Origin of the sequence: Frankia sp. AgB32, from assembly GCF_023243045.1 — a bacterium.
GTDB lineage: Bacteria > Actinomycetota > Actinomycetes > Frankiales > Frankiaceae > Frankia.
In genome coordinates this window covers 1-25,622 of record NZ_JALKFX010000013.1, presented here as the reverse complement: position 1 = coordinate 25,622, position 25,622 = coordinate 1, and the positions used below count along the sequence as shown (strand labels likewise).

Here is a 25,622-nt window from a genome sequence, read left to right as displayed (position 1 = left end):
TCGCGGTAAGTCAGCCCGTGTCGGTCAGGTCGTCGAGAAGTGTGTCGAGGACGGTTTCCTCCTCGACGCGGCGGCGGTGGGTGGCCAGGGCGGCGGTCAGGTCCGGGTCGAAGCGGGCCTGGACCTGGCGACCAGTGAGTTCGGCGAGTCCTGGCCGTAGCGCGGCCTCGTAATGGGCGCGGTCGTAGCGCCACGGCACGGCGTCGAACCGGTCGATGACGGTGTTCGCGATCGCCAGGCCACCCCAGTCGAAGTCCCCGTGGTAGCGCAGGAACGCGCCGGCCTCGCGCAGCAGCCGCAGCAGCGAGCTGACGGGCGCGGCCGGCATCCCGCTGACACAGACCAGCGGTCGGCACCGGGCGCCGAGCCGGTCCGCCGCGGCGCTGACGACCGCGGGGTTCTCGCAGACGGACACGGTCAGGCCGCGTACCGCGTGCAGGGTGGGGCGGTCCCGCACCAGCTGGCGCAGCGACAGGTGGACGGGCTGGCCCGCCTCGCGCCACAGTTGCAGGGCCCGTCCGGTGACGCTGTCCGGGTCCCCGGGGAGACCGAGCGTCAGCGCGGGCAGGGCCAGCTCACTGACGAGGACGCCGACGGCGGCCCATGCCTCGCGCCGCCACTCGGCGGAACGCACGGCGCGCGCAGCCGGTTCCTCCTGGTCGCCACCGGGCTCGGCGAGGTCCAACCGCTCGCCGTTGGTCTGGTCGGCCGCCGGTCCCAGCAGCGCGACAGCGCCCAGCACCAGGGTGGACAGCGGGCGGTCCGCGTCCAACCCGTGGCCGTCACCCAGCACGCGGGCGGCGAGTACCGAGATCGGTACACCGTCGGCCGGCAGCGCGCTCAGGACGGCCACCGCCGCCTCCATCAGCTCACGCCCGCGTGCCGGCCCGTCGCCGAGCCGGCGCAGCAGGCCGGTCGCTAGGAGCTGCCGGGTCCAGATGGCGAGATCGGGCCGCGCCGCCACCAGCGGTTCCGCGACAGCAATCGCCGCATCCCAACCGCGGGCCGCCTCGGCGGCGGCCGCCGCCAGATCGGTGACCGGGCCGGTGAGCGCCACCACCGCGGCCGCGAGACTCGGCGCGCATCCGCTCCGCCGCACCATGGCGTCGAGGTCGCCGAGGTCCACCCGCAGCGGACGCCCTGATCGAGGCCGGGAGTGCCGGGAGCCGAGCAGCCCCGCGACGGCCGCGCGCTGCTCGTCGGACGGGTCTGGCAGCGTCACGGAGCCGACGAGCGCGGTGCCTCGTTCGAGCCGGGCACGCGCGCGTTCGACGATCCACCAGGACGATGGGCCGAACAACCGGGCGAGGCGGACAGCATCGATGGCCGCGTCGGCGGCGGTCACCGGACGGTCGCTGTCACGATGTTTCCGCGGTCATCGGCGCACGTCCCGAGGTCGGCGCTCCGCACAGGAACCGGATCCGTCACGAGGTGGCCCAGAGACCGTCCGCGACGGTCGGGGCGGCCGGCCCCTGCCCGGGGACGGACGCGCGGGGCGGGGCAGTCTGCGCGGCCGTGGCCTCGGCACGGGGGTTCGGCCCTGGCCGGCGTTGGCGGCCATCCCACTGCCATCGCGTGACGAGGACAGCGTCGATGCCGTCGCGCCGGGACAGTTGGCTGATGGCCAGGCCGGGGACGGTCGGATAGCAGCCCCACTCGCGCTCGCTCGTCATCACGACGTCCATGTCGAACACGGCGAGCAGCCCGAGGCAGGACGCGCGGGCGTCGTCGTCGACCCCGGCGAACGCCTCGTCCAGCATGACGAGGCGGGGCGCGTTCGGGTTGCCGGCGGACCGGTAGTGGCCGGACGCGGCAGCGAACAGCGGGATCGTCACCGCGAGGGCCCGTTCGCCGCCCGACGCGGGACCCGATGCCGGCCGCCACTGGCCGTCGGCATAGCGCTGGACCGCGAACACGTGCCACCGCCGGTAGTCCAGCGCCCGGCCGAGGTGCTCAAGCCACGTCCCGCCGGCGTCCTGCTCGCGCTCCCGGCTGATCTGCGCCTGGAGGAAGGCACCGACGGCCTCTCGGTCGTCCGGCGACCAGGCGTCCGCGACCTGGCGCAGCAGACGTTCGCGGGCCGGGCCGAGGCCCGGCGGAGCGCCCGGGCCAGGCCGCCACTGGAACCGAAGCTTCATGCCGGTGCTGTTGGGGCGTTCGTCGAGTTCGGCGTTCATCCGCGCGACCTGCCGCTCGGCGTCGCTGATCAGGTCCTGCAGGTGGCTGGCGACCTCGCTGACCAGATGGTTCTCCAGGATCGTGCGCTCTCGCTCGGTCAACAGTCGCTTGCGGTCCACCACCTCCGCGTCGAGCGCCTCGGCCAGCTCGGCCGGGCTCATCGCGCGAGAACGGAAAGTCGCCTCCACCACCCAGCCGTCGTCGGTGAGCGTCGCGGCGGCGTGGTGCCCGTGACGGCTCATCACCTCGCGCAGCGTGCCGTGCTCGGCCGCGATCAGCTTCTGCACCCGTTCCCAGGCGGCGTCGGAGTCGTCGACGCCGCCCACCGCGGCCTCGATCTGACGGGCGAGCCGCACTGCCGGATCAGGCGCCCACTCCCGGGTCAGGTCGGGCACCTCCAGCTCGGGCAGGGCCACGGTGAGCAGGCCACCGGCGGCGAAACGACGCAGCCGGCCGGCGGCGTCCCGGCGGCGCTCGCCGTGGTCGGCGACCTTGCCCACCAGCTCCAGCTCGCGACCGCGGGCCTGCCCGACGGCCTCGGCCGCGCTCAACCGCCGCACGCCGAGGGCCCGCACCATCTCGCCGGCCTTCGCCAACTCGCGTTCCGCGGTGGCGAGCAGGCTCTGCACCTGTGCGACAGCTGCGCCAACGGTCCGTTCCCTCGTGTCGAACGCCGTCCGCGCGGCCAGGTGATCCTTCTCGGCCGCTACCCGCTGGGCCTCGCGTTCGTCGAGGATCTCCTGAGCCTCGCTCAGGTCCTGCTCGGTCCGCGCCAGCTGGGCGATGGCATCGGCTCGCTCGCGGACCGCCGGCCACAGCCCCGACAGCGCGACCCGGTAGGCGACCACCGCGCCCCTGATCTCCTCCAGGGCATCGAGGGCGACGGGCAGACCGAACTGGGCGGCGGTCTCGTCCCGTTCGGAACCGGCCCGTCGCGCCGCCTCCCGCGCGGCCTCGGCGGCCCGGGCCGCGCTCTGATGGAGCCCGTCGGCCCGGCGACGGTCCAGGTCCGCCTGCCGGGCGTCGCTGAACGCCCGGCGCACCGCCGTGTCCGGCGGCAGCCCGGTCACCTCGCCACCCAGCACCGACCTGCGCCGCCGCAGCTCCGCGCGGTCGGCCTCGCGGCCCTCCACCTGGCGCGCGAGGTCCGCCAGTTCCTCGTCGATCTCCGCGAGCCGGGTCCTGCGGGCATGCTCGCGGGCGGCGTGCCCGAGGTAGCGGGCCGCCGGCTTGGACCAGGAGCCGGCCAGGCGCCCGACACGAAAGCGCCCGTCCACGGCGACCCAGGTATCAGCCGAGTCAGCCGGGTCGGCCGGGTCCGCCGCGTCGCTGGCGTCGACGGACCCGGCGTCGGTCACGAGTCCGATGCTCGCGAGCGCGGCGGCGACGGTGTCGTCGGAGACGGCAGCGGCGGCCGGGTCGGAGCGGTCAACGGCCGGCCGCAGCACCAGGCCGAGATGCGCGGCGCCGCGGGGCACCGACCGGCGCGCGTCGTCGACGCGGATGACCACGTCGTGGGTGTCGGGGGACAGGAGCTGGCCGTCCGGGCACAGCCAGGCGTCGAGCAGCCCGGCCGCCTCCAGCGCCGCCTCCACGCCGGCGATCTCGGCGGACGTCAGTGGTACCGACCCGCGGGTTGTCTCGACCGCATCAGTCCGTTCGCCACGCTTGAACGGTTCGATGAGCTGCCACAACGGTGCGCCGGGTCGGCCGTCGCGGCTCGCGGCGCGGGTGTGCGGCGGCGGGGGCGACACGCGCGCGCCGTCGGTCAGCGAGCGACGATCAGCGGTCAGGACCTTCGTCCTTGCCCGCGCCTCACGGATCTCGATCACCAGCCGTTGATCTGCCGCGCCGAACTCGTTCTCGAGCTCGCGGGCCCGCGACGTCACCGCGGCGAGCAGCGGACTCGGACCGTCGAAGCCGTCCAGCCAGCCCGCCAGCTCGTCGAGCACGTGGTCGAGGTCGGTCAGCCGCAGCTGCTCGGCCGCGTCGAGGTGGCGGCGGATCGCGGCGATGAACTCGTCGGCGGCGGCCTCGTGGGTGGCGGCCGCCGTCGCCGCTGCCTCGACCGCCTCGTCGAGGGCCGATCGCGCGTCGTCGGTCTCCCGGCGCCGATCGCCGGCCTTCTCCTCCGCCCGCATGGCGCCCGTGATCAGGCCGGCGACGTGCTTGGAGGCCTCCTCTCGGCGGCGGCCCACGTCCTCGGCCGCCTGGCGCGCCGTCCGGATGGTGTCCAGCGCCGCTGCGGCCGTGGCGCCAGCCGCGGGCAGCAGCGCCGCGACGGCAGCCAGGTGATCGTCGAGAATGCCCGCGTCGCGCGCCGCGCTCGTCGCGGTGTCCCGGGCGCGTTCCAACGCCGCGGTGGTCCCGTTCGCCCGGGTGCGTTCGTCGGCGACCCGTCGGGTAAAGCTGTCCCGCTGCCGCAGGGCGGCCGTCCGCTCGGCGCGAGCCCGGTTCGCGAGCCCCTCCTGCTCGTTCGCCCGCTGGCGGAGCATGCTCAGCTCGCGGCCCTGGTCCATCTCCGGGCGGGTGGCGAGGGTGTTCCGCTCCGCGGTGAGTTCCGTGATCCGCAGGCCGAGCGCGGCTTCCTGCCGGTCGATCTCCGCCGCCTCGCCCTCGGCCCGTTCACGCTCCGACTTCACCTCGCTGAGCTGGCGGGACGCCGACTCGTACAGCGACTGGGCGGCACGCGGCTCGCGGGCGCGGCGCCGCGCACTGATGCGGGCGTACCGACGGTAGTGCTCCAGGAACGCGGCGGCGGCGGTGTGCGCCTCCTCGAATCCGAGCAGGTCGGACCGTTCCTGTTCCAGGCCGCGGAACGCCTCGGCCGCGTCCGCGATCACCGCCTGGTCGAGCGGGGCCAGCGCCTCGGTGAGCGCGTCGGACAGGGCCCGCTCGTTCGGCTTCTTCGACAGCTGCGGCTGACGGAGCTGGATGAGCAGGTTCACCAGGGCGTCGTAGCGCTCCTCGCCGAGGCCGAAGAACGCCTCGTCGACGGCCCGCCGGTACCGGGACGCCTGGTCGAAGACACGCCCACCGGTCCCGAGCGCGTCGGCCAGCCGGTCCTTCGTCAACGCGGTCCGGGTCGGCCCCACGAGAGCGAAGTCGATGCCGACCCGCCCGTCGGCGACGAAGAACCAGGTGGTGACACTGCCGCGGCCCGCGACCGCCTTCAACCCGGCCCCGATCGAGCGGTAGCTCGCGACTCCGGCGGCGTCGACACGCCCGAACTCCAGCCAGCTGTAGCCGTGCCGCTCCGGGTGCGGGTGGCGCCCGCCCATGAGCAGGTTCCACTCCATCCGCTTCTTCGGATCGCCGTCCGGTTCCACCCGGTGAGCCGCGACCTCGCCGTCGAGCAGGAACGGCAGCAGCATCGCCAGCACCTTCGACTTGCCGGTACCGTTGTTGCCGCGCAGGAGCAGATTGCCATCGCGGAAGTGGAACTCCTCCTCGTCGTAGAGGAAGACGTCCACGAGCCCCGCGCGCAGCGGCTGCCACCGGCTCGTCGTCGGCTCGGGCAGTGACCCGGGGGTGGCTGGCTTCCCGTTGGACTCGCTCACACCAGGCTCCCCTGCTCGGTGTCGGTGGTGTCCCGCAGCTCACCCAGTGCGAACCGGCTCAGCGCGGGCAGCGCGATGACCGTGTCACCGCGTCGTCGCAGCAGGCCCAGGGCGGCCATCCGGGTGAGCGCCCGGTCGACCAGACCGATCTCCGCCTCAGGCTCCGTCACGCCCTTGCGCCAGTGGGTGCGATGCTGCGAGATCAGCTCCCGCATGTGCGCGTGCAGGGTGGCGACGGGCATCGGTTCGGCGGTGCCGAGACGCGCGCCGCCGCGCGCGAGGTACTCGGCGAGCAGCAGGGCGGAATGGCCGTCGGTGCCGTCCTCCGGCATCCTCGCGTCGGTGAGGTCGCCGTCGGGGTCGACCATCGCGAGGCCCTCCGCCCGGACCTCGGCGACCAGGCCGGTCGCCTCCGTGATCCGTCGGGTCAGCGCGGCGCGCTGGCTCGTCAGGTAGGACAGCTGGTCGGCGTCCAGATCGGCGAAGTAGACGACGGGGTCGTCCAGGAGCCGCCGGGTCAGCGCCTGGCGGCGGGCGAGGTTGCGCGCGTCGTCGGTGTCCGTGACCAGCTCCTCCACGGCACCGGCGAGCCTGTCCTCGAACGCGGCGGCGGCCACCGTCGACGGGCCGCGCCGGGTGACCAGCAGCCCGGCGAGCGCGGAACGGTCGAGGTCGTACAGGGCGTCGCCGGTTCCCGAGGTGAAGGTGGCCTCGTCGCCGGCGACGCGGCGCAGGACCCCGAGGTCGAGCAGCACACGGACGGCCGCAACCAGGTCCGCGCGTTCCTCGCGGCTGTCCAGACCGAAACTGATCCCGGCTTCGGCGAGCCGCGGGTCGGCGCAACCCAGCATCACGTCCTGGGCCAGCCGACCCAGGGTGACCTGCTTCTCCGCGCGCTCCAGGCCGGCGAGGGCGAGGCAGAGCAGCACATAGCGGCGGCGACTGAACGGCTGGTGTGACGCGCCGGCGGTGGCCGGGCGGGTGCCGTCGGTGAGGTCCGCCGGCAGCTTCGCGAGCCTGGCCACCTCGGGGTCGACGCGCAGCGACCAGCCTGTCTCCCGTGCGAACCAGGCCCGCAGCCAGGTCTGATGTCCGCGGACGAGGCGGAAGGCCGCCGCGTCGTCGCCGTGGGCGGTCAGCAACGGGCGGCGCAGGAGGGCCCGCATCGCCCGGCGGCGTTCATCGAGGAGCTGGGCGTCCAGGGCGTCGACGATCGCCCCCGACGAGTCCCTGCGGGCGGCTGACGTGCGGGGGCGCGGGTTCGTCACGCCGGCTCCGCCAGCAGGTCGTGGATCTCCAGGATGTGGTCCGGACCGGTGAACAGCCCGGCGCTGGTCGGGATCGTCGCCACCATTGCGTCGGCGGTCGCGGTCAGCGCGATCGACAGCGTCCCGTCGGCACTGGTGGTGTCGATGGACGGCTGGCCGGGTCGGCTGCGGGCGAGCGCGTCGCCGAGCAGGGTGAGGAACAGCCGGAAGGACGGATCGTCGAGCTCGGCGAGCTCGGACAGGCGGATCGGGATGCCGGTGGCGAGCCGGCGCCGCGCGGCCCGGACGATCTCCTCTTCGACCGCGAGCCGTTCGGCGAGCAGCCGGCGCTCCGCGGCGCGGTCGCGAATGCGGTTCGGCGCGCCGCGACGCTCGTACCGCCCGGTGCGACGCAGGCGGACGTCGACCAGGATGGGCGGTGCCGCGTGCCATGGCGTCGACGGCGGCACCGGGCTGGTCGCCCGCGCCTCCAGGGTCGCGGCGTCGATCGTGAGGTGGCGAGCCGGGGCGAGCCCGAAACAGGCTCGCCAGAGCCGGTGGGCATCGTCGTCGCTCGGCGCCTGCGCGAACCAGAGCGCGAGGGCGCGGAAGTCGGCGGACCGGTCGCTGCGGCCCGAGCGCCGCTCGTTGACCGCCAGCACCACCGACAGCAGGGCCGGCACCGCCGCACGCGCCCGCTCCCGCAGCAGCCGGGCCTGCGGTGGATGAAGCCGGTCGCCGACGAACCAGCGCCGCAGGCCCTCCCACCGCTCGGTCCACACCGCGAGCCGCTCACCGGCCGCACCCGACCCGGCGGAGACGACGCTGTCGCCGGAATCCCCGCCACGGGGAGGGGTGCCGCCGAGGGTGTCGTCCGGTCCGGCGCTGGCGTCGATGCCGGGCGCCGCGTCCCACGCCTCCCGTTCGGCCACCGCGAGCAGTACGCCGGTCAGGTCGTGCTTCTCGATCTCGCGGAGCACCTCCACGATGCGCGCCGAGGTCACGACGAGGTCCTGGATGAAACGCTGCAGGTAGTCGACGAGCCGTTCCTTGTAGGCGAGGAAGACGTCGAGATCCGCATCGTGCAGGTCGATGGTGCGCTGCAACGATCCCATGAACGCCTGCGCGTTGTCGGTCAGTCCACGGAAGACCCCGGTCAGGTCGCGCAGGAGCTGGTGCGCCTTCGCCGCGTCGACCTCGGGCCGCGCCAGCACCGCCAGGAGCGCGAGGAGCTGGCTGTGAATGTCGGACAGGGCGACGGTCTGCAGCTCGCCGCGCCGCCCGAGCGCCTCGTCGAACGTCTCCAGGGCCGCCTCGGCCGCCTCGCCGGCCGGGGTCAGCTGATAGAGAAATCGGGGGCGGTTGAAGTCCTCGACGGTGGTGACCCGGCTGGTGTCCGGATCACCACGCAGGTTTCCCCAGCCTTCGAGGCTGCGCAGCTCCGCGTCGACCTCCCGGACCGCCAGCCCGCCGGCGGCGGCGGGCTCCTTCGCGAGCATCTCGATGACATCCTCAGGACGCAGATGGACGTTGAAGCGACGCTTAGCGCGCATAAACGTCCGCATGATTGCCCGATACAGCTCGGCTTTCTCCGTCGTGACATGTGTGAACGGGCCGAACCGCGAGACCGTACCTGACACCTGACCGCTCGACATCCGCACCTCCGCCACCCGCACCAGGCTCCCATGAGAAATCCGGCGTCCTCATATCTACACTCCGCCACCGGCGATAGCACCAGAGAGTTCGACCGCGTCATGACGTGGACGAGCGGATGCGGACAGGGCGGCGTCGAAGAGGGGCCCGGTGCGGGCGCATCGGGTTCCTCGCGGCATCAACTGGCGGGGGAGGCCTCCATGGAGTAATTAAGACGCCCGTTCGCGACCGAGGTCACCGTCATCGTGACGTTGTACACCTCGCCGGTGGGCACGACCGTTGTGCAGACTACCCGCGTGCCGGCCGTCGCGACGAGGTCGCCGGGGCAGTCGACGGAGAACTCCTCGCCGGTCTGGGCCTTGAGGTCTCGTGCCAGGGCAGCTTCGATGTCGGCCTTGGCCACCGTGATCAGGCCGTCGGAGGCGGTCGGCTCCGGCGCGGCGCTGGCCGCCGCGGGTTGCGGCGTGGCGCTATCCGTCGGCGCCGGCTGCGCCGGGATCGTCGCCGTGGCGGCGATCGTCGCGGGAACCTCGACCGCGGACCGGCTCGCACCCGCGGTCGTGGTGTCGCCGTCCGAATCCGAGCAGCCCGACACCCCGAACGCGACAAGCGCCACCGCCGCGACGACCGATCCACCGAACCGCTGCGTCAGACTGACCGAGGACAGCCGCCGGCTGCCCAACGCCAACTATCCGGCTCTCCTGACGTGTTAGTGGGTCGTTGATCGTTGATCAATGTGATCGTCCGGGATAGGCGTACCCAACCAGTCGATATCGGTGACATCGCCTGGCCGCAGGCAATCTACCCACGAGGGGCCGGACGGGAAGGCCAACACCCCAGGTCAGACGGCATCCACCACGTCCTGTGAACGCATGGAACGAAACCGGTCACACCCCTACTAGTGCGCTGTCCACGAACGTGCGTAGGTACGCGGACGGCATCGCCGCCGGACGGTCACGATGACCGTACGTGGTCGTCGGCGCCTGGGTTGATCAGGCCTGGCTGCCCTCATGGTCGCTCTGTACGGCTCTGTACGGACGAATCGGACGTCGAACCGTACAGAAGGACCACGATGCTCCCGCTGCCACGCAGACATCGGACGAAACAGGCAGATCGCCCGCTGCGTTCCGTGACTTCAGCCCCGGCCAGGCATGTTCCCGCCACCCGAAAACGTTCATGGACGGCGCACCAGCGACGTGGCCAGCGTGGAGACCTCGGCGTGCCAGGCCTGGACCTGCGATCTGGTGGGGCCGATCTCGTACTGGTGGTAGTGGTAGGCGACGCACAGGTGGGACCAGGCCCGGCGGGCCCGCCGGGCGGCGGTGGGGGTGCTGTAGTGGCTCAGGCAGTGGAGCTTGGCGGCCATGTTCGGGGTGGACAGCCCCGGCTCGGCGGCGGCGAGCGCCGCGTCGACGGCGATCTCCAGGGCGGTGCGCAGGACGAGGGCGGCGCCGCGGTGGCGGGCGGCGAGCGTCGCCTGGAGGCGGCCGGCGAGCAGCAGCTCGGCGGTCTGGAGCAGTTCGTTGATCGTGGCGCCGGTGGTGTCGACAGGTGGCGTGCTCACGGGTTTCTCCCGGTCGGCGGTGAGACGGGGATGGATTGTGAACGAGTGGATCAGCGGGCAGCGAGGTCCGGCCTGCGGACCGCGTCGGCGAGGCTCTTGACGAGTTCGACGAAGCGGTTGGGGTCGTCGATCTGGGCGCCGTCGGGGTGGGCGCCCTTCTGGCAGTCCTGGACGATCCTGACTGCCCAGCTACCACAACGGTCCTTCAGCTCGCGGTAGACGTCCTCGGATCTCCTGGCGTCGCCGAAGAAGGCGAGGGCGGCGACCTTTGTGAGTTTCTCCGCGTCGGAAAGGGCGGCGTCGAAGACCGGTTCGGCCCCGCCGGCCTGGTGGTGGCGGATCCAGGCGGCTTCGGTGAAAGCGTTTTCCAGCGCGATCCGGCAGAGGCCGGGCAGGACATGAGTCCGCGCCGCCGCCGGCAGCTTCCTGCTGCCCAGCGCAAAGCCGCGGGCATCCTTGAGCGCCTGCTTGACCGGGTCGAGCGCGTCCTCGATCTCAACCTTCGATGCCTTCCCCCGCTCGACCTTGCGGATCGTGACAGGCAGACCCTGGCTGGTGAACGCCCGCTGGAGGCGGGTGTCGTGGGTGAACACGACGATCTGCCGCTGGCTGCCCAGATCGGAGAGCACCTGGGCGAGTCCGTTGACCTTGGCGGGATCCATGGACTGCACCGGGTCGTCGATGAGAAGGAAGCCGAACGGGCTGTCGGCGGTGCGGGCCCTCGGCAGGAACAGTGCCAGCGCGAGCGCGTGCAGTTCGCCCTGGCTCATCACGGCGAGCGCCGAGGCGTCGGCGTCGTCGGCGGAGACGTCGAGGATCAGCCGGCGCAGCGTCGAGGTCTCCTTGCCGTCCAGGCCGACCCTGGTGAGGCTGACGCTGCTCTCGTGCCGCAGCTGCGCCCAGATCTCCTGCGCCTGGGCCTCGAAGGTCGCCAGCCGTTCCTGGCGCAGGTCCCGGATGAGTGCGTCGAGCCAGTCGCGCGCTTTCTTCAGGTCGCTCCTGCGTGCCTTGGTCGCGTTCACCGCGCGGGCCTGCGCGGTCCAGATCTGCAGGCTGGCGAAGAGTGGACGCCACCGGTCGTCACGCTCCGCCAGCAGGACCCGGGCCTGCTCGCGGGCGCTGGAACACGCCTGCGCCAGCGTCCGCGCCGTGCCGAGGGTCTCGTCGGCCAGCGCGGCCAGGTCCGTGCGCGCTCGGCACGCCTCCCAGGCCTGCCACACCGCGGCGAGCGCGGGCGGGACCGCTGGCGGCGAAACGATGAGCGCCTTCAGCCCGGTCTCGGCCAGCCGCCGCTGTGCGTTCGCCGTCCGGACCGCCTGGCCCTCGTCGAGCAGCGCGGTGACCTGCGCCGCCGCCCGGTCCGCCCAGGCGTTGTCGAGGACCTGCTCGGTGCCGCAGACCGGGCAGGCCTCGCTGCCCGCGTGCCGGTCGCGGTGCCGCAGTGCCTGGGAGAGCAGCTCGGCGCGCAGCGAGGCGTCCTCGGCGTTCGTGCCGGTGACAGCCGCGGCGGCGGCGAGGGTGTCGCGCAGCCGCTGCACCGCCTCGTCGACCAGGTCGAGGTCGGGTCCCTGAAGGTCGGCGAGCTGGCGCAGTTCGGCGAGGTCACCGTCCTGCGCCGAGGGCAGGTTGGTCAGGAGGCGGTCGAGCGCTGCAAGGTCGGGACCGGGCTTCCTTGCCACGGCTTTCAGCGCGGCGTCGGCGCGGGTCTCTTCGGGCAGGTCGAGGAGCAGCGCTTCGAGCGCGGCGGTGAGTGTGGCCCGCCCGCTGTTGACGGCCTTGACCGCCGCGGTGTGCTGGCTCTGCTCGGCCTTGAGCAGGCCGTCGACGGCGGTGAGGTAGCCGAGACCGAGGATCTTGTCGACGATGTCGTACTGCCGGACCGCCTTGTCGTCGATCAACTGACCCAGGTCGGCATAGGAGAGGAAGGGACGGTACTCGGCCGCGGCCCGTGCCCAGCCGGCCTGCGCGGCGGGCACGGCCGGCTGGCCACGGCGCTGGAACACGCCGTCGGAGTTCGTGAAGTCGTCGCCCGGCCAGGTGCGGGTCAGCGTCGCCGGACCGCCGCCGACCGTGAGAGCCAGATCGATCCGCGGCCGGCGGGTGAGCTCGTGCCGATTGCGCCAGGCGCCACGACGGGAGTCATCCTGGCGCTGCCAACGGGTGTTCGTGCCGAGGAAGGCTGTCTCGGCGCCCTCGGCCAGGCTCGACTTCCCGGAACCGTTGCGCCCGACCACCAGCGTGACGCCCGGCGCGGCGGGCAGCGACAGCCTGGCCGGGGCGCCGATGCCGCGGTAGCCGGCGACGGTGATCGATTCCAGCCAGATCTGGCCCATCGCACTCGCCGCCGGCCTCTCGACCGCGTCGGACGCTTCGCGCAGTACGGCCTTCACCGACTCGGGCAGTGCCGCCGCGGCCAGCCGCGCCGCCGCCAGCTCGGCGATCGGCGTCGCCCTGACCGCCGGCGCCGGCTCTGGCGCGGAGGTGGGACTCTCCCCGTGCGGAACGCGCGGCTCAGGCAGATCCATGTCGGTCATCGTTTCCCCCAGGATTTCTGATGGGTGTTCGCGGTATCAGCTCGTGTGGGTGCGGCGGGTGGGGGGGTGCTGCCCGCGAGGCCCCCGGGGCCCCCTGTAACACCGGGGACCTCGCGGGCGGCAACCCTTCCTGCGCTGCCGACCCGACTGGATCGGCACAGGCGGAACCCGGCCCTCGGGCCAGGCGGGGATGGCGGAATGGCTGTGAACACGCGGCCGCGCCGGGCATGGCGAGGGCGCGTCAAGGGCGGCACGGGGCGCGGTGGACACTGGGGGACGACGCGCCCTGAGAGGAGCGGCGGCGACGCCGAAGGTGAAACCGGCCAGGGGTCGAGCGGCGGGTCGCCTCCGCGTCCGAGAGCGACGGTGCCGGGCCCTGGCCTGTGCGCATCGCGACCGATCCGCGACAATCCAGGACCTTAGGGCCACGCCAAATCGTCCGTCAAGTGTGAACACCGGTCTTGTGTACGTCAGCTTGAATCGTTCACAGAGCTTGCCTAGGTGGCGATCACGCCGGTATGGTCCGGCATGTGGAGTTCGACGGGCAGGAAGAGCTGACGGCTGCCGCCATCGCGCGGCGGATCGGCGTCGGCCGCGCCGCCGTGTCGAACTGGCGCCGGCGCTACGACGCCTTCCCCAGCCCCGTCGGCGGCAACGACACCAACCCGACGTTTCGCTGGGCCGCCGTGGCGGACTGGCTGGAACACTCCGGTCGCGCGGAGCAGCTCGCGAAGGCAGGCCGGACGGAGACCGGAACGCAGGCCCTCGACGGCCCGACCGGTGGCTGGTCGACCCGTGACGCGTTCGTCGAGCAGGCAAAGCGGGACGTCGAGGCCGAGCAGCGGCTGGCCCGTGTCCTCGTCTCGCTGCTGCCACCGACGACCGCGGCCAGCGCGGGTGGTGACGATCTGTTCGCCACCGCCGACGACCTGCCGGTCGTCTTCGACCCGGCCTGCGGCGACGGCACCCTGCTGCTGGCCGCCGCGGACCGGTTCGAGCAGCGGGTTCGGCTGTTCGGCCAGGACAACGACGAGCGGCTGGCCCGCAGCGCCACCCTCGGCCTGCGCGGCCATCCGCTGGCCGGGCCGTACGACGTCCGCCTCGGCGACTCGCTGCGCGGCAACCGGTTCACCGAGCTGCTCGGGCGGGCGGCGGCGGTGGTGTGCGAGCCACCGTTCGACCGGCCGGGCTGGCCGGCGGACGAGCTGGCGACCGACCGCCGCTGGGAGTTCGGCCGCCCGGAGCCCCGCGACGGCGAGCTGGCCTGGGTGCAGCACTGCTACGCCCACCTGCGCCCGCGCGGCACCGCCGTCATCGCCGTCTCGCCGCGGGCCTGTGTCTCGCCGTCCGGGCAGACGATCCGGCAGCTGATGATTGGTGGCGGCGCGCTGCGTGCGGTGATCGCGCTACCGGCCGAGATGAGCACCGCGGCCGGCGAGGCCTGCCTGTGGGTGCTGCGCCGCCCGCGCGGCGACCAGGACGACGAGCCGGTCGTCCTGGTCGACTTCGCCGCCGCCGACATGGCCGCGGTGCCGCACCAGTTCGGGGAGTGGCGGCAGCTGTTCGGCCTGGCAGCCGGGGCGGCGTCGGGCGGCGCGGGGCGGGCCCGGCCCGGCCCGGTGCCGGCTCGGGCGGTGACCCGGGCGCGGCTGCTCCAGGACGGTGAGGCCAACATCCTGCCCTCCCGGTATGTCACCACCGAGGCGCAGGCCGGTGCCGACGACATCGCCCGGATCGCCGGGCAGCTCGAAGCGATCTACGCCCGGCTCGGCGCCGGGCTGCCGCGGTATGCGGCGGCCCACGTCCGGGACGACTTCGCCTACGTGACGCTCGCGGAGCTCGAACGTGCGGGCGCTGTGACGATCAGGTTGCGGGGCACGACGCCGCACGCCGGCGACGTCCTCGTCTGGCCGCGGGCTCCGGGCGTTCTCGCGGCGACGGGCGAGGAGCGGACCGGTGGGATGACGACCCACGTGGTCGAACTGGACCGGGCCCGGCTCGACCCCGACTTCGTGGCGATGTTCCTGCGGCCCGAGGTCGAGGCCGTACCGATCCCGAGGACAATCGGCGTGCTCGGCCGCGAGGACCTGCGCCGCTGCCGGATCCCCCGGCTCTCGATCGCCGAGCAGCGCCATTACGGCGCCGAGTTCCGGCGCCTGTCCGACCTGCGCGCGGCGCTGACAACGCTCGCCAGGCTCAGCACCACCGTGATCGACCAGACCCTGCACGGGCTGACGGCCGGGACCCTGACCCCCGACCGGCTTGCACCGACGACGCCGACGCACGAGGAGAACCTGTGACTTCCCCGGGGCCCAGCCACTCGAAAATGGCCGCCGACATCTGGTCGGTGGCCGACCTCCTGCGCGGCGACTACAAGCGGCACGAGTACGGCGCCGTGATCCTCCCGTTCACGCTCATGCGGCGACTCGACGCGGTCATGGTCGACACCCGGCAGGCCGTGCGAGACCGCGATGCCGCGTTGCCCGCGAGTCTGACGAACCGGCAGAAGCCGCTGGAGAGCGCCGCGGGCCGGCCGTTCTACAACGTCTCCCGGCAGAACTTCGCCACGATCGCCTCCGACCCGACAAACAAATCGGTGGTCGCGAAGAACCTGCGGGATTATGTCAACGGCTTTTCGCCCGTCGTCCGCGAGGTGCTGGATCGGTTCCGGTTCGACGAGACCATCGCCCGACTGGCCGACGCGAAGTTGCTATACCTGGTCGTCAGCCGGTTCGCGCAGATAGACGAGCTCGACAAGCTCAAGAGCCACGACATGGGCTACGTGTTCGAGCACCTGATCCGCAAGTTCGCGGAGGACTCGAACGAGACCGCCGGTGAGCACTTCACGCCCCGTGAAGTCATCAAGCTCATGGTCAACCTGCTGGTAGCTCCCGACGCCGACGCAGACGTCATCGCCGGGCCTGGACAGGTGATCAACATCTATGACCCGGCCTGTGGGACCGGAGGTATGCTGACCGCTGCCGCTGACCACCTGAGGTCCCTCAACGCCGGCGCGCAGGTGTTCCTCTACGGCCAGGAACTCAACCCGGAGTCGTGGGCGATCTGCCAGGCGGAGATGCTGCTGCGCGACCAGCAGGGCGACATCAAGCTCGGCAACTCGTTCAGCCAGGACCGGTTCGCCGGCCGCCGGTTCGACTACATGCTCGCCAACCCGCCGTTCGGGGTGGAGTGGAAGAAGGTCAAGGACGACGTCGACCGGGAGGCCGAACTCGGCTACGCGGGCCGCTTCGGCGCCGGCCTGCCGCGGATCAACGACGGGTCGTTCCTCTTCCTGCAGAACATGATCTCGAAGATGGAGCGGGTCGAGGGCAAGGGTGCCCGGATCGCGATTATCTTCAACGGCTCGCCGCTGTTCACCGGCGCCGCGGAGTCAGGCGAGTCGAACATCCGGCGCTGGATCCTGGAGAACGACTGGCTCGAAGGCATCGTCGCCCTGCCCGACCAGCTTTTCTACAACACCGGGATCTCCACCTACTTCTGGATCCTCTCCAACCGCAAGCCGGCGAAGCTCGCCGGCAAGGTGATCCTGCTGGACGCCCGCGACCAGTCGGTGAAGATGCGCAAGTCCCTCGGCGACAAGCGCAAGCAGATCAGCGACGCCCAGATCGACCACGTATCAAAGCTGTATGTCCGGGCGCTGGAGGTTGCCGGCGATCCGGAGAACCCGGACCACGGCAAGGTGAAGATTTTCGGGACGCGGGACTTCGGCTACCATCGCATCACCGTCGAACGGCCACTCAAGCAACGCTTCGAGATCACCGAGGACACCCTGCTCGCCCTGACCGAGGCGAAGGCACTCGCCAAGTGGGACGGTCGGCAGAAGCTGGTCGAGGCCCTGCACGACGCGATCGGCTCCGTCTGGCGAACCAAGGACGAGGCCACGTCAGAGCTGCTGGCCGCCGCTATGGCCGGCGGAGCGAGCCTGCCCGGCACCGCGGCGCACCTGAAAGCCTTTTGGAACGCCGTCGCCGTCTCCGACCCAGAAGGCGAGGTCCAGCTCCACAAGGGCAAGCCGATCCCAGACCCGGACCTGCGAGATTTCGAAAACGTCCCCTTGGACGAGGACATCCACACCTACTTCACCCGCGAGGTCACCCCGCACGTCCCCGACGCCTGGATCGACGAGGAAAAAACCAAGGTCGGCTACGAGATCCCCTTCACCCGCCACTTCTACGTCTACACCCCCCCAAGGCCCCTCGCCGAGATCGACGCCGAACTCAAGGACCTGGAAGCCCAGATCCAGAAGCTCCTCGGCGAGGTGACGGCGTGACCTGGTCGACGGTTGCGCTCAAAAGAGTCGCTCAGTTCACGGCAGGTGGCACACCGTCCGTCGACGAGCCCAGTTATTGGTCCGATGGTGACAGCGGCTATGCCTGGGTAGCGATCGGGGACATGTCGTCCGTTGACTCGGTCATCACCACCACACGGCGTGTATCTGCCGATGGCATACGCGCATCGCGGCTGAAGATCGGTGAGCCTGGGACGATCCTTTTCAGCATGTACGCCAGTCTCGGGCATACTGCGTGGCTGGAAGTTCCGGCGGCCTGGAACCAGGCGATTCTTGGCCTTCGAGTCGATGGCAATACTGACTCACGGTTCCTTCGCTATGCGCTAGTCGCGCTGCGACCGCGCCTCATCGAGCAGGCGCGAAGTAACACTCAGGCGAACCTGAATGCCGAACAGGTCGGGAACCTCCAGTTCTCTCGACCGCCACTCGACGAGCAGCGCCGCATCGCCGACTTCCTCGACGCCGAGACCGCCCGCATCGGTCGACTCGTCTCGCAGCGCCTTCGACAGCGGGAACTGCTTGATGAGCTGACTCTGAGTTTGATCGACGAGTATATCGGTCGACCAGGCTTCGTCCCGACTGTCCGCCTTGGGTACTTGGCCTTCGTCCAGACCGGCGTGACAGTTGACAGCGGACGTCAGAACGACGGCGACGTCGTCACGCTGCCGTACTTGCGGGTCGCCAATGTGCAGGTTGGCTATGTCGATCTTAGTGAGGTCGCTGAGATCACGGTACCGCGTAAGACCGTGGCCACATCGCGCCTGCAGATCGGAGACGTCCTGATGACAGAGGGTGGAGATCTTGACAAGCTCGGTCGTGGGACTGTTTGGCGCGGAGAGATTTCGGAGTGCCTACATCAGAATCATGTCTTCGCCGTGCGGCCGGACCTTCGTGTGATAGAGCCTGAGTACCTGGCGTTGCTCACGCGGGCATCGCGAGCGCGACGGTACTTCGAAAGCACTGGCAACAAGACTACAAACCTCGCATCAACAAGCAGCAGCAAGATTCGTGACTTCCGTGTGCCGCTGCCGGACCTGCCGACACAGCGTGAGCTTGTCAAGAGGATTGATGGTCGACTCAAAGCGGTGAGTGAGTTGAACGCGCGGCTCTTCAATCAGATAGCTGCTCTTGCGGAGCGCCGTCAAGCGGTAATCGCGGCTGCGGTGACTGGGCGGCTCGAAGTCGCGACCGGGCGTGAACTGGACGGAGCCGCATGACGCCGGGGATGCATACGGAGCATGCCTTTGAGGCTCGGGTCGAGCAGGAACTGCATGGTCATGGGTGGGAGGCGGGGCAGCCCACGTTTGGGTTTGATGCTGGGCTTGGGCTGGATACTGCTGAGCTGGTTCGGTTTATCGGGGCGACGCAGCAGAAGAGCTGGGATCGGCTTGTTGCGCTCTACGGTTCCAAGGAGCTTGCGCACGGGCAATTCTGCCAGCGGGTGGCGGCACAGATCGACGAGCGGGGGGTGCTGGACGTTCTGCGGCAGGGGGTGCGGGATCGGGGGGTGCAGATTGAGCTGGCGTACTTCCGGCCTGGGCACACGCTGGCGGTCGACGCGCTCAAGGAGTACGACGCCAACGTTCTGACCGTGGCCCGGCAGCTTCGTTTCAGCGCGAAGAATCCGAACGAGTCCGTCGACCTGGCGTTGTTCGTGAACGGGTTGCCGGTGGCGTCCATCGAGCTGAAGAACGGAATGACCGGGCAGACGGCCGAGGACGCGGTCGCGCAGTACCGGCGGCGGGATCCGAAGGAGCTGTTCTTCGCGAAGCGTGCCCTGGTGCACTTTGCCGTCGATCCGGACAGGGCGTTCGTCACGACCCGGCTGACGGGCCCCGACACCCGGTTCCTGCCGTTCAATCTGGGCACGAACGGCCCGGGGGAGTCGGGGGCCGCCGGCAACCCGGAGGCCAGGGAGGGCTCCTATCGGGTCGCCTACCTGTGGGAGGAGGTCTGGAGCCGGCACAACTGGCTGGAGATGCTGCAGCGGTTCGTGCACGTCGACGCCAAGGACCAGAAGAAGGGCTCGAAGCGGAGCGTCCACGAGCGGGGACGGATCTTCCCGCGCTACCACCAGTGGCACGCCGTCCAGGCGATGGTCCGCCATGCCCAGGAGCAGGGCGCCGGCCAGGACTACTTGGTGCAGCACTCCGCCGGCTCGGGCAAGTCGAATACGATCGCCTGGCTGGCGCATCGCCTGTCGACCCTGTTCGACGTGGACAACCAGAAGGTGTTCGACAAGGTCGTCGTCATCACCGACCGGCTCGTGCTCGACCAGCAGCTCCAGAACACGATCTACCAGTTCGACCACACGCCCGGGGTCGTCAAGAAGATCGACGAGGATTCGAGCCAGCTCGCGGCCGCGTTGACGGACTCGACGTCGCAGATCATCATTTCGACGCTGGAGAAGTACCCGTTCATCCTCGACAAGGTCGCGGGCAAGGGCCTGGGCTCGAAGCGCTACGCGGTGATCATCGATGAGGCGCACACGTCGCAGACCGGTGAGCAGGCCACGAAGCTCAAGCAGGCGATCGGCTCGAAGGCGCAGCGGGAGCCCGACGAGGACGAGGCGACCTACCTGACCCGGGTCCGCGGCAGGCAGCCGAACCTGTCGTACTTCGCCTTCACCGCCACTCCCACGTCCGCCACGCTGAAGCTTTTCGGCACCCTCGACCCGGACCGTCTGGACGAGGACGGCAAGCCGCTGTATGTGCCGTTCCACGTGTACTCGATGCAGCAGGCGATCGACGAGGGCTACATCCTCGACGTCCTGGCGAACTACCTGACCTACGACGCGATGTGGCGGCTGTCCAGCGACGCCGTCGCGCAGCAGGACTCGGAGATCTCCAACCCGGAGGTCGAGACGAAGAAGGCGCGGCGCAAGCTCGTCCAGCTCGTCGAGGCGCATCCGGAGTCGGCGGCGCAGAAGGCGAAGCTGATCGTCGAGGACTTCCACACGAACATCGCCGGCCGCCTCGGCGGCCGGGCGAAGGCGATGGTCGTCACCGACAGCCGGCAGCAGGCGCTCAACCTGTACCAGGCGATCCGCCGGTACGTCGATGACAAGGGTCTGGCGAACTGCCGCCCGCTGGTCGCGTTCTCCGGTTCGCTGACCGACGAGGAGAGCGGCCACGAGTTCACCGAGTCGAAAATCAACGGCTTTCCGGAGGGTCGGCTCCCGGAACGGTTCGGTTACACGAAGGCTGACGACCCCGACGCGGCGGCGCGCAACCAGGAGGAGTACCGGATCCTCGTCGTCGCCGACAAGTACCAGACCGGCTTCGACCAGCCGCTGCTGTGCGCGATGTACGTCGACAAGCCGCTGACCGGCGTCGCCGCCGTCCAGACCCTCTCCAGGCTGAACCGGACCCACCCGTTGAAATCCCAGGACGACGTGCGGATCGTCGATTTCGTCAACGCCGCCGAGGACATCCAGAACTCGTTCAAGCCCTGGTTCGAGAGCACGCTCACCGAGCAGCCCGACGCGAACCTGCTCTACCGCAAGCAGCAGGAGGTGATGGACTTCCAGATCCTGGACGTCGCCGAGCTGGAGGCGTTCATGCGGGTGCTCGGGTCAGCCGACCCGGACCGGATGCCCAAGGCTGCGGAGAACAAGCTGCACGCCGAGCTGCACCGCCTGCTCGACCCCGCGATCGACCGTTTCAAGGCGCTGCCGACCGTGGCGGAGCAGGAGGAGTTCCGCGACGCGCTGCAGAAATACTGCCGGGCCTACAGCCTGCTCGCACAGGTCATCGACTGGGGCGACGCGACACTCGAACGGCTCTACCAGTACGGCCGGATCCTGCTGCGCCGCCTGCCGGGCCGGGCCGCGACGGCTGTCGACATCGGCGACGCCGATCTGTCGCACTACCGGCTTGAGTTCACCGGTCACCATGACGTGTCGCTCGCACCGTCCGGCGACCAAGTCGTCCGCGGCCACGCCGCCGACGGCGGCGGCTACATCGAACCGGAGACGGTCCGGCTCGCGGACGTCATCACCGACCTGAACGAGCGTTTCGGCCTGAGCCTGGGCACCTCCGACCAGATCCTGCTCTTCCAGCAGGTCGCCAGCCTGGTCGAGAACACCCAGATGCAGCAGGTCGCGCTGATGAACGACGAGGCGCGCTTCGGCCAGGTCGCCGACGGCCGCCTCGACGACATCGTCGCGGAGAACGCCGGGAAGAACGAGGACTTCATGAAGCTCTACTTCGACAACCAGGACTTCCAGCAGGCCGTCAAGGAGGCCGCCCGCAAGCGCGCCTACCGGATCATCACCGACCCGGCCCGCGACGAGGCCCTGGCCCGACTGCGCGCCGAAATGCTCCGCGAAACCACCTGACGCGCTCCCACCACCAACCGGCACTGGTAGAAGAAAGCACGGGGGATATTTCGGACCTCCGGCAGTTCCTTCGGCACGGGGGAAGACGTGACTGACCCGCACACGACCGCCAACGGCGGCCCGCTGGATAACCGGATCCGGCTCGCCGGCCGGTACCGGATCGACGGCCTGCTTGGCAGCGGCGGCATGTCCGAGGTGTCCTACGGCTACGACGAGCGCCTCGACCGCCAGGTCGCCATCAAGCTGCTCCGGCCGGCAGGCAACCCGCCCGGCCCGCCGGGCAGCGCCGAGCGGATCGCGTTCGAGGAACAGCGGGCGATCAACGAGAAGCGGTTCCTGCGAGAGATCCGCACCACCGCCAGCCTGGAGCATCCGGGCATCCCCGCGGTCTTCGACACGGGCGTCCACACGTTCCCTGACGGCAGCCGCCGGGTGTGGCTCGTCATGCAGCTGCTGCGCGGATCGACCGTGCACCAGCTCATCGAGGACACCGACTACGACGACGCGCCATTGGCCATCGCCCGTGCGGCGGGCATCGGCGCCCAGGTGGCCGCGGTCCTGGCCAGCGTCCACGCCGTGGACGTCGTCCACCGCGACATCAAGCCGGACAATCTCGTTCTCGTGCCCGGCGGGTTCGTGAAGGTCCTCGACTTCGGCATCGCGATCCTGCGCGGCGCCGACGCCCCGCCCCGGCTCACCCAGGTCGACCACACCATCGGCACGCCGGAGTACATGTCGCCCGAACAGCACCTCGGCAGCGTCATCACGCCCGCGTCCGACCTCTACTCCCTTGGCTGCCTGCTGTTCGGCCTGCTCACCGGCGAGCGGGTCTTCTACCTGACCGGCAGTGGTGTGTCGCTGCGCGAGCTGCACGTCAAAGCCGACCCGCCGCGGGTCGGCGCGCTACGGCCGGACGTGCCCACCGAGCTGGCCGAACTCGTCCACGCGATGCTCGCCAAGGACAGCCGGACCCGTCCCACGGCGGTGGATGCCTACCAGGCCCTCGCCCGGTGGGCCGCAGCCCCGCCCGCGACGCCCGCCGGCGACGGGCTCGACCCGACGCAGCCGTTTCGCCACCCGCTGCTCGTCGTGCCGCGCCGAACCACCGCGGCGGGCGCTGGCGCCTGGGCGGCACACCCCGGCACCGCCGTCTTAGACGCAGCCGTGGCCGGCATTCCGCCGGAGGCAGGACCGCCGGCCATCGAGCTGGACCGCTCGGCACCGGCCGCCGCCGCGCGGCTGTCCAACGCGGCGGTCGACCGGCTACTCGTCCAGGTCGCGACGCTCGTCGACGCGGACCGGCCGGCGGAGGCCATCGACCTGCTCGAGGCGGCCGTCGCCGCCGGCGCGGCGGATCCACCCCGCGGCCTCGACCTGCGCCGCGCCCTGGCCGAGACGCTCTACCTGGCCGACAGGTTCACCCGGGCCGCCGCCCTCAACGATGCCGTGCGCGCCGACTATCTTCGCTACCACGTCGAGCCCAGCAATCCGTGGGTGCTCGACTGCGCCTACTACGCCGGCCTCGCCTACGCCCGCATCGGCGCCCCCGAGAAGGCCCTCGACCGCCTCCGCGCCTACCTCGACAACGCCGACACGGCGAAGGACGAACCCCTTCGCATTCTGGAAGCACGCCGCACCGCCGCTTTCATGCTCGCCGCCACCGGCAGGACCGCAGCCGCGCTGACCGCCTTCAAAGCCCTCCGCAACGCCCTGGCGGCGACCCACGGCTCGGGCGCTTCCGGCGAACTCCAGAACCTAGACAAGATCATCGAAAAGCTCGGTGCAGCCCATCACGCCACATAGCGGACCTTGGCTCCACAACAACCCGATGACGGCGCCGTCGGCCGACATGCCTTCCCAGGCAGGACGGGCTGCCGTGCTGGGTCTACCCTCGGCGGCCCGGCGAACCGGATGCAGTGGGATCATTACCGGCGGTGCCAGCCACAGGGAGGATCACCGTGTCCAATGCCCCGACCGACCCCGGCCCCGAGAAGGCCCCTGACGTCGACCAGGACGCCGCCGTGCCTGCGTCGGACTCCCGTGCCGGCACTGATCCGGAGTCGGCCAATCCGTCGCAAGGCAGTTCCGCGGACCCGCGGTCCGGGGGCCGCCTGCCGCTGCGTCCGGTCGACTGGGATGGCTCGTTCAGCCGCGCCTGGCAGTCCCGCGACCGCAATGAGGTGGTGAACCGTCTGGCAGCGGAGCAGGAGCGGGAGTGGAGTCAGCGAGAGCTTGATCAGATGATGCGGGAGTTTCGCTAGTTGTCAAGTCAACTGCGACAGTTGGTCGTCGCTCGGTTGGCTTGGAATGGGCTGGTTGATCCACACGGTCTTGGGTAGGCGGGGTGGTCGTGGCCGGCGGGCGAACCGCTCGGGGTGGGCCCCTCCCTGTCAGACTCGTGTGAGACACCCCAGCGGGTGCGGGTTGGCTTCGGAGGGGTGATCGGAGATCCTTGTGTTCGTGGAGTCTGAGTCGCAGGAGAGTCCGGGCGGGTCGTCGCCGTCGCGTGATCCGGCGCCGCGTCCGTCGCGGCGGGTGTTCACGACGGCGTACAAGCTGCGGATCGTCGCGGAGTACGAGAACGCTCCGCATGGAGAGAAAGGCGCGGTCCTGCGTCGGGAGGGTTTGTTCTCCTCGCATGTGGTGGAGTGGACTCGGGCCCGTGACGCGGGGGCCCTGGGAAGAGCAGGTGCCGTGGCTCGCGTTCCGGAGAAGAAGCCCGGGAAGTCGGCGGAGCAGATCGAGTTGGAGAAGCTGCGCCGCGAGAATGATCGGTTGAAATCCAGGCTCGCGACGACCGAGACCGCGCTGGATATTATGGGAAAAGCACGCGCGCTCTGTGTACCACGAACGTTGAGTGGGTTGGCCGCGTAGGGTAGGTCGGCTGTTCCTGCGAAGACGTGTAACTGCATGGAAGATGGAGGATTTGTGGCCCTCCGGAACCGCCCTGCGGGGGGAGGTTTCAAAGCACCTCAAGCTGCGTTAGCTGAAGACTGTCGTGGTGAGCGTTGAGGAAAAGGCGCACGTGATGCGTCAGCTGGGGACCGGGAAGGTGAGCTCAGCTCTCCGCTGTTGAAGCATCGAAATGTGCAGCTGGCATCAAAACCGGAATGTAGAGCGTGTTCTGGGATGAGTCTGGCGGATACCCGTTTACTGGCCAGACGGTGCCCGGTGTGAATGGCGGCACGAGCCCGGTCTGCGGCTTCCATGCGGAACGTGGGAGGGCATGCCCCGACACTGTCCCGAAATATCTGGGATGAGAGCGAAGCCGTCAAGCGGCAGAAACCGTGAGACGTCGAGTAGCGTCGCGGGGCGTGCAGTCGGACTGGCCCATACTAGCGTTGAAATCCCGGTAATCGGGATGGAGTGAAGGGGCCGGACCGTCCAGGTTGGTTCGTTCGGGCAACCGGGAGGATTCCCGGGAGGGATCGGGTGGGCAGACCACAGCGGAACGAGAAACCGTTTGAGATCTCAAAGTGGGAAGTGTGGGAGGCATACCAGAAGGTCAGAGCTAACAAGGGGGCTCCGGGCGTGGACGGGGTTTCTCTGGCGGAGTTCGAGAAGGATCTGAAGGGCCAGCTCTACCGGATCTGGAATCGGATGAGTTCAGGGTCGTACTTCCCGAGCCCGGTGCGAGCGGTGCCAATACCCAAAGATGGAGGTCGGGGCATCCGTATGCTCGGGGTGCCCACCATCGCGGACAGGATCGCACAGACAGTGGTCGCTCGGCATCTGGGGAAACGTACGGAGGAGATCTTCCACGTGGATTCGGATGGATACCGGGTGGGCCGGTCGGCAATCGACGCGGTGGCAAAGTGCCGGGCACGCTGCTGGAAACACGATTGGGTCCTCGACCTGGACGTGGAGAAGTTCTTCGACAGCGTCCCGCACAGCCTCATCGTCAAGGCGGTGGAGGCAAACACCGACCAGAAGTGGATCGTGCTGTACGTGCGGCGCTGGCTTATAGCACAATGCCACTCGGTTAAGGAGGAGGGGTGTTCGTCCATCCCGACACGCCAACACCCGATCCCTTTCCGGTCAACTTTCGAACACGGCATCCAGGAGAGTTCCTCAACGTCGATCAGTGGGCGACGGATGGATCCTGTCGCGATTTCGGCCGGCAAGAAGATAGAATCCTGCCGTGGTGCGTCTTCGTCAGGTAGTTGAACTGCCAGCCGTTGAAAACGAGCGGCTCACCGATCGTATTTCGCTCGGCGTGCTTGCCAAAATCGTCCCCC

General features: G+C 70.1%; 15 protein-coding genes. 8 read left to right on the top strand and 7 right to left on the bottom strand.

The annotated features are described in order from the left end of the window. Nucleotides 1–10 precede the first annotated feature (10 nt). The 7 genes from MXD60_RS06150 to MXD60_RS06120 form a co-directional block, all read right to left on the bottom strand. Nucleotides 11–1,345: a TIGR02679 family protein gene (locus tag MXD60_RS06150; protein ID WP_248817995.1), complete on the bottom strand. Its 1,335-nt coding sequence runs from the start codon at nucleotides 1,343–1,345 to the stop codon at nucleotides 11–13. 79 nt (nucleotides 1,346–1,424) lie between these two features. Continuing rightward, a complete protein-coding gene (locus tag MXD60_RS06145; protein ID WP_248817994.1) occupies nucleotides 1,425–5,738 on the bottom strand; it encodes a TIGR02680 family protein in 4,314 nt (1,437 codons plus the stop codon). After that, the gene (locus MXD60_RS06140) at nucleotides 5,735–7,006 is read right to left on the bottom strand and encodes a TIGR02678 family protein (protein ID WP_248817993.1); all 1,272 of its coding nucleotides are present in this window, start codon (nucleotides 7,004–7,006) and stop codon (nucleotides 5,735–5,737) included. The genes MXD60_RS06145 and MXD60_RS06140 overlap by 4 nt, the downstream gene beginning before the upstream one ends. Then, a complete protein-coding gene (locus MXD60_RS06135; protein ID WP_248817992.1) occupies nucleotides 7,003–8,538 on the bottom strand; it encodes a TIGR02677 family protein in 1,536 nt (511 codons plus the stop codon). Before MXD60_RS06135 ends, MXD60_RS06140 begins: the two co-directional genes overlap by 4 nt. A 278-nt stretch (nucleotides 8,539–8,816) precedes the next feature. Then, nucleotides 8,817–9,326 (bottom strand): DUF4333 domain-containing protein, encoded by a 510-nt coding sequence (locus tag MXD60_RS06130; protein ID WP_248817991.1) that lies wholly within the window; start codon nucleotides 9,324–9,326, stop codon nucleotides 8,817–8,819. Nucleotides 9,327–9,812: 486 nt separating this feature from the next. Further along, nucleotides 9,813–10,202: a hypothetical protein gene (locus MXD60_RS06125; RefSeq protein ID WP_248817990.1), complete on the bottom strand. Its 390-nt coding sequence runs from the start codon at nucleotides 10,200–10,202 to the stop codon at nucleotides 9,813–9,815. Nucleotides 10,203–10,252: 50 nt separating this feature from the next. Beyond that, nucleotides 10,253–12,727 carry an ATP-binding protein gene (locus MXD60_RS06120; protein WP_248817989.1) on the bottom strand — a complete coding sequence of 825 codons (2,475 nt, stop codon included), beginning with the start codon at nucleotides 12,725–12,727 and terminating at the stop codon, nucleotides 10,253–10,255. Nucleotides 12,728–13,254: 527 nt separating this feature from the next. Here MXD60_RS06120 and MXD60_RS06115 point away from each other — a divergent pair. The 8 genes from MXD60_RS06115 to MXD60_RS06080 all read left to right on the top strand — a co-directional run bounded on the left by MXD60_RS06115 (nucleotide 13,255) and on the right by MXD60_RS06080 (nucleotide 25,551). Beyond that, nucleotides 13,255–15,036, top strand: coding sequence for an HsdM family class I SAM-dependent methyltransferase (locus tag MXD60_RS06115; protein WP_248817988.1), 1,782 nt, complete (start codon nucleotides 13,255–13,257; stop codon nucleotides 15,034–15,036). Next, the gene (locus tag MXD60_RS06110) at nucleotides 15,033–17,027 is read left to right on the top strand and encodes an HsdM family class I SAM-dependent methyltransferase (RefSeq protein ID WP_248817987.1); all 1,995 of its coding nucleotides are present in this window, start codon (nucleotides 15,033–15,035) and stop codon (nucleotides 17,025–17,027) included. Before MXD60_RS06115 ends, MXD60_RS06110 begins: the two co-directional genes overlap by 4 nt. After that, on the top strand, nucleotides 17,024–18,262 hold the full coding sequence (locus tag MXD60_RS06105; protein ID WP_248817986.1) for a restriction endonuclease subunit S: 1,239 nt from the start codon (nucleotides 17,024–17,026) through the stop codon (nucleotides 18,260–18,262). The genes MXD60_RS06110 and MXD60_RS06105 overlap by 4 nt, the downstream gene beginning before the upstream one ends. Before the next feature lie 251 nt (nucleotides 18,263–18,513). After that, nucleotides 18,514–21,384: a type I restriction endonuclease subunit R gene (locus tag MXD60_RS06100; protein ID WP_248817985.1), complete on the top strand. Its 2,871-nt coding sequence runs from the start codon at nucleotides 18,514–18,516 to the stop codon at nucleotides 21,382–21,384. An 87-nt stretch (nucleotides 21,385–21,471) separates the two neighbouring features. After that, complete coding sequence (locus MXD60_RS06095; protein WP_248817984.1) at nucleotides 21,472–23,187, top strand: protein kinase domain-containing protein; 1,716 nt, start codon at nucleotides 21,472–21,474, stop codon at nucleotides 23,185–23,187. 155 nt (nucleotides 23,188–23,342) lie between these two features. Beyond that, the gene (locus tag MXD60_RS06090) at nucleotides 23,343–23,645 is read left to right on the top strand and encodes a hypothetical protein (RefSeq protein ID WP_248817983.1); all 303 of its coding nucleotides are present in this window, start codon (nucleotides 23,343–23,345) and stop codon (nucleotides 23,643–23,645) included. A 193-nt stretch (nucleotides 23,646–23,838) separates the two neighbouring features. Next, nucleotides 23,839–24,258 carry a transposase gene (locus MXD60_RS30210; RefSeq protein ID WP_518467438.1) on the top strand — a complete coding sequence of 140 codons (420 nt, stop codon included), beginning with the start codon at nucleotides 23,839–23,841 and terminating at the stop codon, nucleotides 24,256–24,258. A 558-nt stretch (nucleotides 24,259–24,816) separates the two neighbouring features. Then, nucleotides 24,817–25,551: a reverse transcriptase domain-containing protein gene (locus tag MXD60_RS06080; protein ID WP_248817982.1), complete on the top strand. Its 735-nt coding sequence runs from the start codon at nucleotides 24,817–24,819 to the stop codon at nucleotides 25,549–25,551. The last annotated feature ends 71 nt before the right edge of the window (nucleotides 25,552–25,622 follow it).

Excerpts from the sequence above, each read along its gene's own strand:
- MXD60_RS06135 (WP_248817992.1), bottom strand. The coding sequence starts at position 8,538 with ATGCGCGCTAAGCGTCGCTTCAACGTCCATCTGCGTCCTGAGGATGTC.
- MXD60_RS06120 (WP_248817989.1), bottom strand. The coding sequence starts at position 12,727 with ATGGATCTGCCTGAGCCGCGCGTTCCGCACGGGGAGAGTCCCACCTCC.
- MXD60_RS06115 (WP_248817988.1), top strand. The coding sequence starts at position 13,255 with ATGGTCCGGCATGTGGAGTTCGACGGGCAGGAAGAGCTGACGGCTGCC.